Genomic DNA, 15,620 nt, shown 5'->3' with positions numbered 1-15,620 from the left:
TGCGCCGGTCTGTCAGCCGGCGAGCTGTATGGGATGTCCCCGACCGCTTACGACCCTACCTCTCTGTGAGCTTCTCGGTGACATCGGCCGGGACCTGACACTCCCCCTCCTGCAGGGGGATTCCCGCGGCGCCCCGTACCGCAGGTCTGGGTACGGGGCGCCGCGGGCCTCCGAGCCGCGTCACTCAGAGTGAGCGGCAGGGGGTCCGTCGATCACCGGTTCAGGGAACGCAGTGATTTACCGACGAGTACCGCTCGATCCGCTGCCGTCGGCAGGTGTTCCAGGCCGAAACCGAGGAGCACCGTGTTACGCGTAGTGACCGAGGCATAGGACTTGTACAGCTCCCCGGAACGGGCCCAGTCGCCCGGGACTTGAGGGCTTCCGGCCGGGGAGCCCTGCGCGGTCCAGGCCCCCAGCGAGGTCTCGAAGCCCTCTGCGGCCTGGTCGGCGCCGCCCACGGAGAGGCGCGCCTCGTCCGCGAAGACGCCGCGGCCGCCGGAGCCCGGGTCGGTGACGTAGGAGAGCGAGACCTCGACGCTCTTGCCCGCGTACGCGCTCAGGTCGAAGGAGACCTGCTTCCAGCCGCCGGAGGAACCGGTGAAGCTGTTCCAGGTGCCGCTGGTGCCCTGCGGGGTGCACCCGCCGGAGGCCACGGTGAGGTAGTGGCGCAGGAACGGGTGGCCGTTCACGAAGAACCCGCCCTCGCACTCCTCGGGGACGGCGTTCCCGGTCTGTCCGCCCGCCTCGGGAAGGGTGGTCCAGTCCTCCCCGCCGGCCGTGTGCGCCTCCAGGACGGCGTGGTCGTAGCCCGGCTCGGTGTTCCAGTTCAGGGCCATCTTGAGCTGGGGCCTGTCGGCCGCGGTGACGCCGGTCAGGTCGATGGTGCGGGTGAGCCGCTTCCAGTCGTTGTCGTCGTGGGTGGCCGCGGCCATCCCGGCGCCGGCGTAGGGGGCGTACGGGTTCACGACCCCGGCGTACTGGCCCGCCTGCGCGCTCTTGAACTGCGGAAACTGCGCCGGCGGCAGGGCCTCGGAGGTCACCGCGTAGGAGCCGGGGGCGTTGAGGGGGTTGCCGGCGGCGTCGGCGAGGGCGCCCTTGGCCCCGGCGAGGGCGCCCGTGCCGGTGAATCCGGTGGCGCCGGTGACACTCGTACGGTCGTAGGCGCCGAGCCAGTACTGGCTGAAGTCGTCGGTGACGGCGCGCCCGACCTGGGCGTTGCCGCCCGCCAGCTCGCCGGCCTCGATCAGCTTGCCGCCCTCGTTCAGGAAGTCGCGGACCGCCAGCTGGGTGGGCCCGCCGGGGGTCTTGGCGCCGGTGTAGTGGACGGCCGTGCGGAAGTGGGAGAGCACACCGAGGTGGTGCGGTGCTCCCTGCGCCGCCACGTCCCAGACCGTCGCGGACTTGCCGTTGGCGCGCAGCGCGTCGACGTACTCCTGCGCGTGCTGGGCCGTGGCGCCCTCCTCGGCGATCACCAGCACGTCGGCGCCCCGCGGCCGCTCCGCGACCGTGTACGTGAAGTGCTCGCTGGTGGCCTTCCTCCCGGAGCGGTCCCGGCCGGTGAACCAGACCTCGACCTTGTCGCCGGGCTTCGCGCCGTCGACCGTGGCTCGGTACTCGTCGAACCAGTTGTTGTCCTCGCCGCCGTAGACCTGGCCGCCCTTCCACGGCTTGAGGCCTTCGTCGTGCGTGCGGCCGCCGTTGATCCGGAAGTTGAGCTGCTTGTCCTTCAGCGCCTTGCGGGCCGTGACGGAGACCGTCTGGCCCTCACGGCCGGCCGCGTAGGAGGTGGTGAAGGGGTCGAGGGTGAAGTCGGCGGCGCTCAGGCCGACGGAGGATTTGGGCTGGTCGGGGTGGGCGGCGGACTCGCCGACGGCCAGCGCGAAGGGGACGTTCTTGGCGAACTCGGCCTGGATCAGCTTCTCGTCGTCCGGGAAGTTGAAGCCGGACTGGCAGTCCTCGGGCTTCCACCGGTCGTTCGGGTCGCTCGCGGAGGCCGTCTGGCAGGTGGTCATCTCCGGCGTGAACATCATGATGCCGTTGACGTTGCCCGCGTGGCCGTCGGCCTCGCCGTTGGTGGTGTAGAGCTCGGAGGAGAGCTGGGGGTGGTAGCCGGGGACGGCCGGGTTCTCCGGGGTGCCGGCGAGCGCCTTGTAGGCGACGTCGTCGGGGGTCGGTGTGGCCACCTGCCAGCCCACTCCGTAGAGCAGCAGCTCGGATGCGGAGTGGTAGTTGATGGCGTACCGGAAGCCGATGCGCTTCTCGAACCGGTCGAGGGCGACGGTCTCGGGCTCGGAGGAGGCCTTGGGGCCGCGGTAGGTCTCGCTCGACGTGCTCGGGGAGGAGCCCTCGTTGTCGTAGCCCCACTTGTAGGCGAAGTTGCGGTTGAGGTCGACGCCGTCGCCCGCGGTGATGGCTCCGTCGCCGTTGTTGTCGCGCAGGTTCTTGCGCCAGAGCCTGTTGCCCCCGGGCGCGTGGGTGTAGTCGTATCCGTCGGGGTTGGCGGACAGCAGGAACCACAGCTCGGTGGAGTCCACCAGCTTGGTGATCCGCTGGTCCTTGCCGTAGTTGTCGAGGGTGTGGTGCATCAGCCGCCGGGTCATCTCGGGCGTGATCCACTCACGGGCGTGCTGGTTCGACATGTAGAGCACGGACGGCTTGTCGCCGTCCTTGGTCGTCCGGGCGTTCTTGGTGACCTTCAGCGCGAGGATGTCCTTGCCCTGGACGGTCTTGCCGATGGAGACGACCTTGGTGAGGGCGGGGTTGGCCTGCGCGGTCTTCAGGATCTCCTCCTGGAGGCCGCCCTTGCCGCCGTACGGGCGGAAGACCCCGTCGCCGGCGGCCCGGGAGCGCTCCGCCGCCTTGGCGGGGACCTTGCGCTCGGCGAGCTTCACGCCCTTCGCGGCGAGCTCCTTCGCCTGGCCGCCGGTGAGGAAGAGCTCGACGTGGGCGGTACCGGTCTGCGGGGCGCGCTCGGCGAGCTCGTGGGCGTCCTGGCCGGCCGCGAGCACCAGCGGGACCTGCTCCCTGGTGATGTCGGCGTCGTAGACGCGGACCTCGTCGGCGCCGGAGGCCGCGTCCGGCGCGGGCCGGGCGTGGGCCGCCACCGGTAAGGCGGCCAGTGTGGTTCCGAGGACGAGCGTGCCGGCGGCGAGGATCGATCTCGCGCGGTGCCTCATGTGCCCCCCTGGGCGTCGTGTGCCACGAAAGCGTTCGCCCGCCAGGCTCACGACCGGCCCATGCTCATGTCAATGGGGCGTGGCCGAAAGGGGCCCGCACGTGTGACGTGCGGGCCCCGTGAGGCCTACGGCCCTGTCCGAGGACGCGGGAGAGGGCCGACCGGCTAGCCGGCCATGTTGTCGGCCAGCTCCTCGCTGAGGTTGGACTCGGTGCCGGGGATGCCGAGGTCCTGGGCCCGCTTGTCGGCCATCGCCAGCAGGCGGCGGATCCGGCCGGCGACCGCGTCCTTGGTCAGCGGCGGGTCGGCGAGCGCGCCCAGCTCCTCCAGGGAGGCCTGCTTGTGCTCCATGCGCAGCCGGCCGGCCGCGGCCAGGTGCTCGGGCACCTCCTCGCCCAGGATCTCCAGGGCGCGCTGGACGCGGGCCCCGGCGGCCACCGCGGCCCGGGCCGAGCGGCGCAGATTGGCGTCGTCGAAGTTGGCCAGGCGGTTGGCGGTGGCGCGCACCTCGCGCCGCATCCGCCGCTCCTCCCACGCCAACACCGACTCGTGGGCGCCGAGCCGGGTCAGCAGGGCGCCGATGGCGTCGCCGTCGCGGACCACGACCCGGTCCACCCCGCGCACCTCTCGGGCCTTCGCGGCGATGGAGAGCCGACGGGCGGCGCCCACCAGGGCCAGGGCGGCTTCCGGACCGGGGCAGGTGACCTCCAGCGAGGAGGACCGGCCCGGCTCGGTGAGCGAGCCGTGGGCCAGGAAGGCGCCGCGCCAGGCCGCCTCGGCGTCACAGGTGGCCCCGGAGACCACCTGCGGGGGAAGACCCCGGATGGGGCGGCCCCGACCGTCCACGAGGCCCGTCTGGCGGGCCAGCTGGTCGCCCCCGGCCACGACGCGGACGACGTAGCGGCTGCCGCGGCGCAGTCCGCCGGGAGCCATGACCACGAGGTCCGAGGAATGGCCGAAGATCTCCAGGATGTCCTTGCGCAGGCGCCGGGCAGCGATCCCGGTGTCCAGCTCCGCCTCGATGACGATCCGCCCGCTCACCAGGTGCAGCCCGCCCGCGAACCGAAGAATCGCCGAGACCTCCGCCTTCCTGCAGCAGGTCCGGGTGACGGGGAGCCGGGAGATCTCATCCTTCACCGCTGGCGTCATCGCCATGGGCCGATCCTTCCATGCATCCGAAAAATACGGTCGTACGCGGCGGCGAGCAGCTCCGGATCATGCTTCGGAGAGCCGTCCTGCCTGGCCACGGGGGCCAGTTCGACCGCGGCACCGAACCGCTGTGCGGCATCGGCGAGGGACTCGCGGTCGGGCACGGCGGCCTGGTCGGCCAGCACCACGTCCAGGGCGAGTTTAGGGGCGTGTCGGGCCAAAACCTCCAAATGACGCTGCGGAGAGAAGCCCTCTGTTTCACCGGGCTGCGGCGCGAGGTTCAACGACAGGACCCGGCGGGCCTTGGTCTCCATCAGCGCGTCGAGGAGTTCGGGGACCAGCAGGTGCGGGATCACCGAAGAGAACCACGACCCGGGACCGAGCACCACCCAGTCCGCGTCCAGCACCGCGGCCACGGCCTCCGGCACGGCCGGCGGGTCGCCGGGCACGACGTGGACGGAGAGCACCTCGCCGGGGGTGGTGGCCACCGTGGCCTGTCCCCGGACGGTGTCCACGTCCTGCGGTCGGGCCGGGTCGTGGCCCCTGACCAGCGCCTGGAGCTCCAGGGGCACCGCCGACATGGGCAGGACCCGGCCCTGGGCGCCGAGGAGCTTCCCCACCAGGTCGAGGGCCTGGACCGGGTCGCCCAGCTGCTCCCACAGGGCGACGATCAGCAGGTTCCCGACGGCGTGCTCGTGCAGGGCGCCGGCGGACTGGAAACGGTGCTGGATGACGCGGGACCAGGTCTGGCCCCAGTCGTCGTCGCCGCACAGCGCGGCCAGCGCCTTGCGCAGGTCGCCGGGCGGCAGTACGCCGAGCTCCTCGCGCAGCCGGCCGCTGGAGCCGCCGTCGTCGGCGACGGTGACCACGGCCGTGAGCTCGCCGGTGATCCGGCGCAGGGCCGCCAAGGAGGCCGATAGCCCCATGCCGCCGCCGAGGGCGACGACCTTGGGTGCGGCCCCCTTGGGGGCTGCGCCGCGGCGCAGCCCGGTACGGCGGGCGCCGTCCTCGTCCCGTCCCGAGGTGAGACGGCGCAGGCGGCGCAGCCGCAGCGTGCGTCCGGTCACTCGCGCCCCATGTCCCGGTGGACCACGACGGTCTCGACTCCCTCGGAGGCGAGGCGGGCGGCGAGCTTCTCCGACATGGCGACACTGCGGTGCTTGCCGCCCGTGCAGCCGACCGCGATGGTCACGTACCGCTTGCCCTCACGGCGGTAGCCGGTGGCGATGAGCTGGAGCAACTCCGTGTAGCGGTCGAGGAACTCCTTGGCGCCGGGCTGGCTGAAGACGTAGCCCGACACCTCCGGGTTCAGACCGGTGAAGGGGCGCAGCTCGGGCACCCAGTGCGGGTTCGGGATGAAGCGGCAGTCGACGACCAGGTCGGCGTCGACGGGGAGGCCGTACTTGTAGCCGAAGGACATGACGGTGGCCCGCAGCTCGGGCTCCTCGTCGCCGGCGAACTGCGCGTCCATCTTGGCGCGGAGCTCGTGCACGTTGAGGCTGGAGGTGTCGATCACCAGGTCGGCGTCGCCGCGCAGCTCCCGCAGCAGGTCGCGCTCGGCGGCGATGCCGTCGACGATGCGGCCGTCGCCCTGGAGCGGGTGCGGGCGGCGGACCGACTCGAAGCGGCGGACCAGCGCGTCGTCGGAGGACTCCAGGAAGACGATGCGCCGGGTGACCCCGCGCAGCTCCAGGTCGGCGAGGGACTCGCGCAGGGCGTCGAAGAACTGGCGGCCGCGGACGTCGACGACGACGGCGATCCGCGCCACATTGCCCTGCGAGCGGGCGCCGAGCTCCACCATGGTCGGGATCAGGGCGGGCGGGAGGTTGTCGACGACGAACCAGCCGAGGTCCTCCAGACACTTGGCCGCCGTGCTGCGGCCGGCCCCTGACATGCCGGAAATGATCACCAGTTCGGGGATGGCCGCCTCGGCGGTATCTCCGGGCTCCGCTGTCGTGCCCGTAGTCACCTGTGCTCCGTCTCGGTCGTGCTCGGTCGTGTGGTCGGTGGTGTGCGCGGTCTCGTGCTCGGACGCGTGCTCGGTCATTGCTCGGTCCCCCGTTCGGACGATGTCCCCCAGCCACCGCTGGGGGTACTCCCTCCCACTGGCGCGGGATGGTCATCCTCAATGATCTCTCCTGTCGCCATGTTGACGGCAGGACCGGTGGGGACCGCCCGGGCGAGCGCCGCGGCCACGGTCTCGGCCGTCTTGCGGCCTATGCCCGGGACCTCGCAGATCTGGTCGATTGTCGCCTGTCTCAGCTTCTTCACCGAACCGAAGTGCTTGACCAGGGCCTGCTTGCGGCTCTCGCCGAGTCCCGGCACCTCGTCCAGGGGGCCGGACCTGAGCCGCTTGCCGCGCTTGTTGCGCTGGTACTGGATGGCGAACCGGTGGGCTTCGTCACGGACCCGCTGCAGCAGGTACAGGCCCTCGCTGCTGCGCGGCAGTACGACCGGGTCGTCCTCGCCGGGCAGCCAGACCTCCTCCAGCCGCTTGGCCAGGCCGCACACCGCCACGTCGTCGATCCCGAGCTCCTCCAGGGCCCGCTGGGCGGCGGCCACCTGCGGCTGCCCGCCGTCGACCACGACGAGCTGGGGCGGGTACGCGAAGCGCTTGGGCCTGCCCTCGTCCTCGGCCGGCTGCTCGTCGCCGTCCTCCGGGGACCACTCCCCGGTCTTCAGCTTCTCCTGGAGGTAGCGGCGGAACCGCCGGGAGACCACCTCGTGCATGGAGCGGACGTCGTCCTGCCCCGGATGCGACTTGATCTGGAAGCGCCGGTACTCGCTCTTGCGGGCGAGGCCGTCCTCGAAGACGACCATGGAGGCCACCACGTCCTCGCCCTGCAGGTGCGAGATGTCGAAGCACTCGATGCGCAGCGGCGCACTGTCCAGCTCCAGGGCCCCGGCGATCTCCTCCAGGGCCCGGGAGCGGGTGGTGAGGTCGCTGGCGCGCTTGGTCTTGTGCAGGGCCAGGGACTGCTGCGCGTTGCGGTGCACGGTCTCCATGAGCGACTTCTTGTCCCCGCGCTGCGGCACGCGCAGGCTGACCTGGGAGCCGCGGCGCTCGGCGAGCCACAGCGCGAGCGCGGCGGCGTCGTCGGGGAGCGCCGGGACCAGCACCTCCTTGGGTACGGCCTCGCCCTTCTCCTCCCCGTACAGCTGCTGGAGGGCGTGCTCGACGAGCCCCGCGGTGTCGACGGCCTCGACCTTGTCGGTGACCCAGCCGCGCTGGCCGCGGACCCGGCCGCCGCGTACGTGGAAGATCTGGACGGCGGCTTCGAGCTCGTCCTCGGCGACCGCGACGAGGTCGGCGTCGGTGGCGTCGGCGAGCACGACGGCGTTCTTCTCCATGGCCCGGCGCAGCGCCCCTATGTCGTCGCGCAGCCGGGCGGCCTTCTCGTACTCCATCTCCTCGGCGGCCTCGCGCATCTGGCGTTCGAGGCGGGAGAGGTAGGTGCCGGTGCGGCCGGCCATGAAGTCGCAGAAGTCCTCGGCCAGTTCGCGGTGCTCCTCGGGGGTGACGCGGCCGACGCAGGGCGCGGAGCACTTGCCGATGTAGCCGAGCAGGCAGGGGCGGCCGATCTGGGCGGACCGCTTGAACACCCCGGCGGAGCAGGTGCGCACGGGGAAGACCCGCAGCATCAGGTCGACGGTCTCGCGGATGGCCCAGGCGTGCCCGTACGGTCCGAAGTAGCGCACGCCCTTCTTCTTGGGGCCGCGCATGACCTGGACCCGGGGGTACTGCTCGTTCATGGTCACGGCAAGGGAGGGGTAGCTCTTGTCGTCCCGGTACTTCACGTTGAACCGGGGGTCGAACTCCTTGATCCAGGAGTATTCGAGCTGGAGCGCCTCGACCTCGGTGGAGACGACGGTCCACTCGACGGAGGCGGCCGTGGTCACCATCGTGGCGGTACGGGGGTGCAGGCCGGCGACGTCCTGGAAGTAGTTCGCCAGGCGTTGGCGCAGGCTCTTGGCCTTCCCGACGTAGATCACCCGGCGGTGCTCGTCGCGGAATCGGTAGACCCCCGGGGAGTCGGGCACCTGTCCCGGCGCGGGGCGGTAACTGGAAGGGTCGGCCATGCCAACACCCTACTTGCGGGGACCGACAACCCGGCAGCACCGGCTCGGCCGGGCGGGCGGCGCAGGCCCGGGCCCACCGGCACGGGCCGGCCGGATCCAGCCCCGCCGGCGTTTGCGGCCCGGGGTCCGTGCGGAGCCCGGTGAACGGCAGAAGGGCGGGGGGACGGTCCCGCAGGGCCCGGCGTCCGGGGGGACGGCCGAGCCCTGCGGGGGTCGGGGGGTGCCCGGCGGATCAGACCTGCGCGGCCCGCCGGCGCCGGCGCAGCAGGGCGGCCGATCCGGCTGCGCCGAGCGCCAGTGCGCCGGCGGCTCCCGCCACCACGGGCACGTCGGCCCCGGCGGCGGCGGGTGCCGCCGTGTCGAAGCCGCCGGCCTTGCCGGCCTTGGCGTAGGCGGAACCGGGGAGCTTGTCCCCGTACGCCTTCACCACACGGGTGCGGTAGGCGGCGAGGGTGGTCCCGCCGTCGCCCACCGCCCGTACCGCGTCCTCGTCCAGCGGGAGGACCCGGCTGTCCCCGGCGACGTACCAGGCGTCGGTCTGCGGCTCCCGGAACACCGTGCCGCCGGGCAGTTTCGCGGCGCCCAGCTGCGCGTAGCGGAACTCGTCGTCGCCGGTGGCGATGTTCACCACCTGCCAGCCCGCCCCGGTCCTGGCGGTCCACAGCGAGGCCTGCTGCCCGTCGGAGGAGACCGCCTTCGTGGCGAGGAACTCCAGACGGGCCACGGACGCGCCGGGCCTGCCCGCGACGAAGTCCGGGGAGAGGTAGTGGACCGGGACCGCCTCCCCCTGGATGCGGGGCTGTGCGGCGGCCACCGTGACCTTGCCCTCCCGGGCGAAGAACCGGGAGAGGGTGGCCAGGGTGTCGGGGGCGGCGGCCGCCCGGCCCGCCTCGGCCCGGGTCTCGGCGGTGACCGACCGGGGCTGCGGCACGGGTGTGGCGGAGGCCTGCGGGGTCAGGCCGAGGGCCAGGCCGGCGGTCGCGGCGAGCACGGCCGCGGCGGTGCGTACGGTCGCGGTCATGGCGCTCACACCCCGATCCGGTAGAGCGAGTGGGTCCAGGAGAAGGTGCTGTTGTCCACGTACCAGGCGTGGGAGGCCCAGTTGTAGCGGTCGCTGGACGGCCACGGATCGCCCCAGTAGACCCAGCCGTTCGCGGTGTCGTAGCCGTAGATCACGTGCATGTGGCCACCGCCGTTGGACCACTGGATCCGGGTCTCGATCGGGCGGTTCGCGTCGATCTCGGTCTGTACGGTGCTGTAGCGGAGCCAGCCGTTCACGTACGAGCCGGGGCTGATCCCGGCCCAGTTCAGGGCGGTCTGGACGTTGCCCAGGGTGGCCTGGTTGTTGGGGCAGTCGTAGCCCTGAGGGCGGTTGAAGGCAGCGTTGCAGAACTGGTTCTGGGTGTAGGTGCGGCCGAACCACGTGGCGATCGTGTTGCCGCTGGCGGCCCAGCACCAGTTGGTCTTCTGCTGCGCCTGCATGGTGATGTTCAGGCGCTTGGCGGACAGGGCGGAGTCGGTACCGGCACCGGCACCGGCGGCGGAGTCGGTACCGGCACCGGCGGCGGTGGCGGTGGCGGTGGGCAGGGCGAAGAGCACGGCGGTGAGGACGGCGGCCAGGGACAGCCGCCGGTTTCGGTTGCGCATCGCGTTCCTCCCGTGGGGGGAGTGGGGATGGAGGAGCGCGTCCGGACGCTGAGGAGGAGCATCAAGGTGTTGTCGCGATCAGGTCAACACGCTTCAATACGCGGTGACATTGCAGTGTGAACGGCGGGACCGCCGTGTGAACGGCTGCCGTCCTTTCACCTGGACCCCGGACGCCCACGGCAGACCCTCCCGTCCCACCGCGGGTGAACGTTCACAGAAGGAGCCGCCATGCGGTCGACGGGGCAGGGCGCGGCGAGCACCGAGGACATCGCGCACCTGCTGCGCACCGGGCCCTTCCATCTGGCGCTGCGCGCCGCGCTCACCGCTCGCGGGCTGCCGCTGCACCGCGTCCAGCACCGGCTGGCCGCCCGCGGCATCAAGGTCGGAGTGACCAGCCTCAGTTACTGGCAGCAGGGCGCCCGCCACCCGCGCCGCCCCGAGTCCCTGCGGGCCGTACGGGCCCTGGAGCAGATCCTCGAACTGCCCACGGGCACGCTGCTGCGGCTGCTGACCGAGTCCGGGCGGGGCGCCGGGCCGGAAGCGGTCCGTCCGCCGTCCCGCTCGTACCGGGCGCTGATCAGCGTGGGGGCGGCCGTGGAGGAGCTGCTGGCCGGCATGGAACTGCCCGCCGACGGCGGCCTGCACACCGTCGGCCACCACGAGCGGGTGCGCATCGGAGGCGCCGGCGAGCTGCTGGGCCGCGAGTCGCAGCACGTCGTACGGGCCCACCGCGACGGGGTCGACCGCTACCTCGCCGTCCACCACGGCGACCCGGGGTGCGACCCGGCCCGGGTGCGGGTCCAGGCGCACGACAACTGCCGCACCGGCCGGGTGCGCTGGCACGGCGAGGCGGAGGTGCTCGTCGCCGAGCTGCTCTTCGACGCCCGGCTGCGCGCCGGGGACACGTACGTCTTCGGGTACGGCTTCGAGGACGGGACCGGCGGCCGCAGCACCGAGTACGTCCGCGGGTTCAGCTACACCGGCGGGCAGTACGTGCTCCAGGTCCGCTTCGACGAGGCGGCGCTGCCGGTGCGCTGCCGGCGCTTCACCCGCTCCGGCCCGGGGGCGCCGAGCAGGGACCTCGCCGACCTGACCCCGAGCGGGCGCCACCGGGCGGTGCACCTGGTGGAGCCGACGGTGCGGCGCGGGATCCTCGGCATCGCCTGGGACTGGGCCTAAGGCCGTGTTTTGGAAGGAGAAAGGTGGCAGGCCCTGTAAGGCTCTCGGGTGCGATTGATCCCTATACTGCGCGCCATGGAGTACATAAGGATCAGGCGGGCCACTGGGATAGATGCTGAGGGGCTCACCGCTCTGGTGCAGGAGTCCCAGGCGTACCGTGGCCAGTACGCCAGCGTCATCGTCGGCTACAAGGTGACCGCTGCCTACATCGAGCGGCATCAGGTCTTCGCCGCAATCGATATCACTGGTCAGCTCGTGGGTTTCTACTCCCTGATACTGGATCCCGCCGAGTTGGACTTGGCGTTCGTCTCCGACGAGGCGCAGGGGACGGGGGTGGGGAAGCTCTTGATGGAGCACATGCTCGACCAGGCGCAGAGTGCGGGTTTGACCGATGTGCGGGTCGTGTCGAATCCGCCGGCGGAACGGTTCTACCTCCGCATGGGTGCCGAGCGGGTCGGCGTCGTGGCCCCCACGCCGCCGAAGGTCACGTGGGACCGTCCGGAGCTGCGGTTCGTCGTGAGCCGCCAGCGTGTCATCGGCACCGAGGTCACAGCCATTCGTTGATCGCGGCGACCAAGACGGTGGCCGCGAAGCGCACCGCGAGCTTGTCGAACCGGGTGGCCACAGCCCGGTTCCGTTTCAGCCGGTTGATGCCGCACTCAACTGCGTGACGGGCCTTGTAGTCCTCACGGTCGAAGGCCGGAGGCCGCCCGCCGACGGTGCCCCGGCGCTTGCGGTGGCCGGCCTGATCGGCATGTTCCGGAATCGTGCAGCGGATTCCCCGCCGACGCAGGTAGGCACGGTTCGCGCGCGATGAGTACGCCTTGTCACCACGGACCCGCAACGGACGAACTCGTGGCCGGCCCAGGCCGAGGCGAGGGACCCGGATGGCTCCCAACACGGCTGTGAACTGCGGGCTGTCTCCCCACTGCCCGGCTGTGACCAGCAGCGATAACGGCTTTCTGCCCTTGTTCACAGGCCAGGTGATTCTTCGTGGTCCAACCGCCGCGGGAACGGCCCAGGCCGTGATCGTCGGGTTCGGCCTGGCGGCCGCCCGGTGGTTCCTTCTGGGTCTGGCCGTCGCGCCGGGCACCGGCCGCGTGCTGATGGGCCCGGCAGATCGTGGAGTCGACGTTCACCTCCCAAGTGATCAGCCCGGCTGCGTCCGCCCGGGCCTGCAACCCGGTGAACACCGCCGCCCAGACACCATCGCGTTGCCAGCGACGGAAGAGCCCATAGACCGTCTGCCACGGACCGTATTCCGTCGGCAGATCCCGCCACGGGGCCCCAGTCCGCACCCGCCGGCGGTATCCCGTCGATCAACCGCCGCCGGCACACCGAAGGCCTGCCCAACATCGCGACCGGCAACAACGGCCCCAGCACCGCCCACTGGTCATCCGAAAGATCCCCTCGCCCCACACCGAGATCATCACGGCACGAGGCGAGACACGGACCCAGTTCTAAAACACGGCTTTAGCCGGCACGCCGGCGGGCGGCGGGTGCGGTCAACCGGCGATGAGCCTGCCGTTCTCGGCCCTGACGGGGACGGCGGGCAGCGGGTCGGCGGCCGGGCCGCGCAGCACCTTGCCCGTCGCCACGTCGAAGCGGCTGCCGTGGCAGGGGCAGTTGCCCTCCCCCTCGACGATCTTGTCCAGGACGCAGCCGGCGTGCGTGCACTGGGCGCTGAACGCCTTGTACTGGCCTTCGGCGGGGCAGCTGACGACCAGCTTCCGCTCGCGGAACAGCTTCGAGCCGCCGACCGGCACCTCGGACGCGGCTCCGAGCTCGACCGGGGCGGTGGGGACCGCCGGGGAGCCGGATCCGCTGTTGCCCTCGGGGGAGCAGGCCGCGAGCGTCGCTCCGGCGCCGGCCGCCCCGACGAGCGCGGCGGCGCCCTTGAGGACGGTACGGCGGGCCGGGGGTATCTCCCGGCGGGGCGAGGGGAGGGACGGCGAGGCGGACATGTGGTGCTCCTGGTTCGGACTGCGGCGGCCGGCACTCCGTCGGCCGGGCCCACCCGACGATACCGGCGGCCGATGGGATAGCTTCCCCCGCGTGATCGTCGTCGGCGGAGAAGCCCTGATCGACCTGGTGCCCGTGGCGCAGCCGCCGGGCGCGCTGCTGCCGCGGCCGGGCGGGGGGCCGTACAACACCGCGCTGGCGCTGGGCCGGCTCGGTGCGGACGTCGCCTTCTGTTCCAGGGTCTCGACGGACGGCTTGGGCGAAAGCCTGCTGGCCGGGCTGCGGGCGGCCGGGGTCGACCTCTCGCTGGTCCAGCGCGGCCCGGAGCCCACCACCCTCGCCGTGCCCTCGCTGGCCCCGGACGGCTCGGCGGCGTACGGCTTCTACGTGGAGGGCACGGCGGACCGGCTGTTCACCCTGCCCGGCGCGCTTCCCGCGAGCGCCCGCGCCCTGGCCCTCGGCACCTGCTCGCTCGCGCTGGAACCGGGCGCGAGCGCGTACGAGGCCCTGCTGCGCCGGGAGTCGCGGCGCGGGCTGCTGACCCTGCTCGACCCCAACATCCGGCCCGGGCTGATCCCGGACCCGGAGGCCTACCGGGCCCGGTTCCGCGGCTGGCTGCCGTACGTGTCCGTCCTCAAGCTGTCGGAGGAGGACGCCCGGTGGCTGGGCGGCCGGGTGGAGGACTGGCTGGCGGCGGGGCCGTCCGCGGTGGTGCTCACCCGGGGCGACCAGGGACTGACGGTCCGGACGCGGGAGGGCGCGGAGCACGCGGCGGCCGCCCGTCCGGTCGCGGTGGTCGACACGATCGGTGCGGGCGACACGGTCAACGCGGCGCTGCTGCACCGGCTGACCGCCCCCGGGCGGTCCGGCCCGGTGGACTGGCCCGCCGTCCTGGCCCATGCCGCCCACGCGGCCGCCCTGACCTGCACGCGGGCGGGCGCCGAGCCGCCGTACCCGGGAGAGCTCGGCGCCTAGCCCGGCCCACGCGCCGGCGCACGGCTCAGCGGAGGGCGGCCCACAGGGTACGGGCCACGGCGGGGGCGAACTCCTCGACGGGCTGGACGACTTCCGCGCCGGAGAAGTGCAGGAAGAAGGCCCGCTGGAAGCAGGCGCCGAGCAGCAGCGCGGCGGCGGCCGCGGGATCGGCGTCCGGGCGCAGCCGCCCGCGGTCCTGCTCCCGGCGCAGGTGCGCGGTCAGGGCGTCGCGTACGACGTGCGGCCCGGTGCCGATCTGCTGGACGCCCTCGCGGTGCCGGGTCAGCAGTGCGGGCTCGGCGAAGAGCGAGGCCGCCATGGGCATGGCGTCCGCGTAGAAGAGGGAGGCGTGCCGGGCGATGGCGGCGAGGCCGTCCTCCACGGAGCGCTCCGCGTGGTCCCCCCCGAGCTCGGCCATGAGCGGTCCGGCGTTGGGCGTGCGCTCCATGAGCACCCGCACGAACAGCTCCTCCTTGTTCGCGTAGTACTTGTAGAGCGCGGCCTCCGAGCAGCCCGCCTCCCGGGCGATGGCCTTCGTCGTGGTGTTGGCCAGGCCGATGGTGCGCATCAGCGTCTCGGCGGCGTCGAGCAGCCGCTCGGGCGTGGGACGGCTTGACTTCGAGGTGAGCATTCACTCACTCTAGGGGCATCCAAGGGTGAGTAAATACTCACCCACCTTGGGGAGGCGGGAGCTCAGCCATGGAACTCACGGTGTTCGGAGCCTCGGGCGGCGTAGGCCGCGAGGTCGTCCGCCAGGCGCTCGACGCAGGTCACGAGGTGACGGCGGTGGTCCGGGACCCGGCCCGGCTGGGGGTTGCGGCCCACGACCGGCTCCGGGTGGCGGTCATCGCCGACCTCACGGACGAGGACGCCCTGCTCCCCGTCCTCTCCGGCCGCTCGGCGGTGATCTCGGCGCTGGGAGCGGCCGGCAACAAGCAGGCACGGCTGGCTCCGGTCACGGGGCCGGCGCTACGGGCCATCGTGAGCGCCATGGACCGGGCCGGGGTGAGCCGCCTCGCGGCGGTCAGCGCGGCCCCGGTGGGGCCGGACGTGACGGACGACGGGTGGTTCAGCAGGAAGGTCTTCCTTCCGCTGCTGCGGAGGGCGCTGCGGGACCTGTACGCGGATCTGGCCGTCATGGAGGCGGCGATCCGCGCGAGCGGCACGCAGTGGACGGTGATCCGGCCGCCGCGCCTGCTGAACCGGCCGGGCACCGGCCGCTACCGCAGGGTGGTCGGAGCGAATGTGCCGGGGGGCCGGGTCATCGCCCGCGCGGACGTCGCGGACGCCCTCCTGACCTCCCTGGCGGACCCCTCGACCCTCCATCAAGCGGTGGGCGTCGCCGCCTGACCCGGGCCCCCGCGGGCTCGACCCCGTCCAGGCGCTGACCCTGCTGCGCGGCGACTGGCACACCGGGTACGACCCGCACGAGCACCGCATCGCCCCGCTGTGC

Annotated in this window: 13 protein-coding genes and 1 pseudogene; 4 read left to right on the top strand and 10 right to left on the bottom strand. The window is 72.5% G+C overall.

All coding sequences use genetic code 11. From position 1 onward, the window contains the following. Window positions 1–212: 212 nt before the first annotated feature. The 7 genes from AB0B01_RS26680 to AB0B01_RS26650 form a co-directional block, all read right to left on the bottom strand. The gene (locus AB0B01_RS26680; protein ID WP_361724068.1) at window positions 213–3,176 is read right to left on the bottom strand and encodes a M14 family zinc carboxypeptidase; all 2,964 of its coding nucleotides are present in this window, start codon (window positions 3,174–3,176) and stop codon (window positions 213–215) included. A gap of 164 nt (window positions 3,177–3,340) precedes the next feature. Then, window positions 3,341–4,330, bottom strand: a complete 990-nt coding sequence (whiA, locus tag AB0B01_RS26675; protein ID WP_356849235.1) for a DNA-binding protein WhiA — start codon at window positions 4,328–4,330, stop codon at window positions 3,341–3,343. Then, window positions 4,321–5,391 carry a uridine diphosphate-N-acetylglucosamine-binding protein YvcK gene (gene yvcK / locus AB0B01_RS26670; RefSeq protein ID WP_361724065.1) on the bottom strand — a complete coding sequence of 357 codons (1,071 nt, stop codon included), beginning with the start codon at window positions 5,389–5,391 and terminating at the stop codon, window positions 4,321–4,323. The genes whiA and yvcK overlap by 10 nt, the downstream gene beginning before the upstream one ends. After that, entirely contained in the window at window positions 5,388–6,371 is a 984-nt protein-coding gene (rapZ, locus tag AB0B01_RS26665; protein ID WP_361724062.1) for an RNase adapter RapZ, read from the bottom strand. Before rapZ ends, yvcK begins: the two co-directional genes overlap by 4 nt. Beyond that, window positions 6,368–8,404, bottom strand: coding sequence for an excinuclease ABC subunit UvrC (gene uvrC, locus AB0B01_RS26660; protein ID WP_361724059.1), 2,037 nt, complete (start codon window positions 8,402–8,404; stop codon window positions 6,368–6,370). Before uvrC ends, rapZ begins: the two co-directional genes overlap by 4 nt. A 232-nt stretch (window positions 8,405–8,636) precedes the next feature. Beyond that, window positions 8,637–9,425 carry a hypothetical protein gene (locus AB0B01_RS26655; protein WP_361724056.1) on the bottom strand — a complete coding sequence of 263 codons (789 nt, stop codon included), beginning with the start codon at window positions 9,423–9,425 and terminating at the stop codon, window positions 8,637–8,639. A gap of 5 nt (window positions 9,426–9,430) precedes the next feature. Continuing rightward, window positions 9,431–10,051 carry a papain-like cysteine protease family protein gene (locus AB0B01_RS26650; RefSeq protein ID WP_361724053.1) on the bottom strand — a complete coding sequence of 207 codons (621 nt, stop codon included), beginning with the start codon at window positions 10,049–10,051 and terminating at the stop codon, window positions 9,431–9,433. Window positions 10,052–10,279: 228 nt separating this feature from the next. Here AB0B01_RS26650 and AB0B01_RS26645 point away from each other — a divergent pair, with 228 nt between their 5' ends. Together AB0B01_RS26645 and AB0B01_RS26640 are read left to right on the top strand one after the other, a co-directional pair. Then, window positions 10,280–11,230, top strand: a complete 951-nt coding sequence (locus AB0B01_RS26645; protein WP_361724050.1) for a hypothetical protein — start codon at window positions 10,280–10,282, stop codon at window positions 11,228–11,230. Between the two features lie 75 nt (window positions 11,231–11,305). After that, a complete protein-coding gene (locus tag AB0B01_RS26640; RefSeq protein ID WP_361724047.1) occupies window positions 11,306–11,794 on the top strand; it encodes a GNAT family N-acetyltransferase in 489 nt (162 codons plus the stop codon). On the opposite strand, the pseudogene AB0B01_RS26635 reads toward AB0B01_RS26640, so the two are convergent. Both AB0B01_RS26635 and AB0B01_RS26630 read right to left on the bottom strand, forming a co-directional pair. Then, window positions 11,778–12,649: pseudogene (locus tag AB0B01_RS26635) on the bottom strand (IS5 family transposase). The gene AB0B01_RS26640 and the pseudogene AB0B01_RS26635 sit on opposite strands and share 17 nt — an antisense overlap. Before the next feature lie 86 nt (window positions 12,650–12,735). After that, on the bottom strand, window positions 12,736–13,194 hold the full coding sequence (locus AB0B01_RS26630) for a Rieske (2Fe-2S) protein (protein ID WP_361724044.1): 459 nt from the start codon (window positions 13,192–13,194) through the stop codon (window positions 12,736–12,738). 91 nt (window positions 13,195–13,285) lie between these two features. On the opposite strand from AB0B01_RS26630, the gene AB0B01_RS26625 reads away from it, so the two are divergent. Next, window positions 13,286–14,167 carry a carbohydrate kinase gene (locus AB0B01_RS26625; protein ID WP_361724041.1) on the top strand — a complete coding sequence of 294 codons (882 nt, stop codon included), beginning with the start codon at window positions 13,286–13,288 and terminating at the stop codon, window positions 14,165–14,167. A gap of 25 nt (window positions 14,168–14,192) precedes the next feature. Here AB0B01_RS26625 and AB0B01_RS26620 read toward each other — a convergent pair whose 3' ends face one another. Then, complete coding sequence (locus AB0B01_RS26620; protein WP_361724038.1) at window positions 14,193–14,798, bottom strand: helix-turn-helix domain-containing protein; 606 nt, start codon at window positions 14,796–14,798, stop codon at window positions 14,193–14,195. Between the two features lie 68 nt (window positions 14,799–14,866). On the opposite strand from AB0B01_RS26620, the gene AB0B01_RS26615 reads away from it, so the two are divergent. Continuing rightward, the gene (locus tag AB0B01_RS26615; RefSeq protein ID WP_361724035.1) at window positions 14,867–15,517 is read left to right on the top strand and encodes an NAD(P)H-binding protein; all 651 of its coding nucleotides are present in this window, start codon (window positions 14,867–14,869) and stop codon (window positions 15,515–15,517) included. Window positions 15,518–15,620 lie beyond the last annotated feature (103 nt).

Origin of the sequence: Streptomyces sp. NPDC044571, from assembly GCF_040647115.1 — a bacterium.
GTDB lineage: Bacteria > Actinomycetota > Actinomycetes > Streptomycetales > Streptomycetaceae > Streptomyces.
Note: the sequence above shows the minus strand (reverse complement) of the source record. Positions and strands in the feature narration are given on the sequence as shown.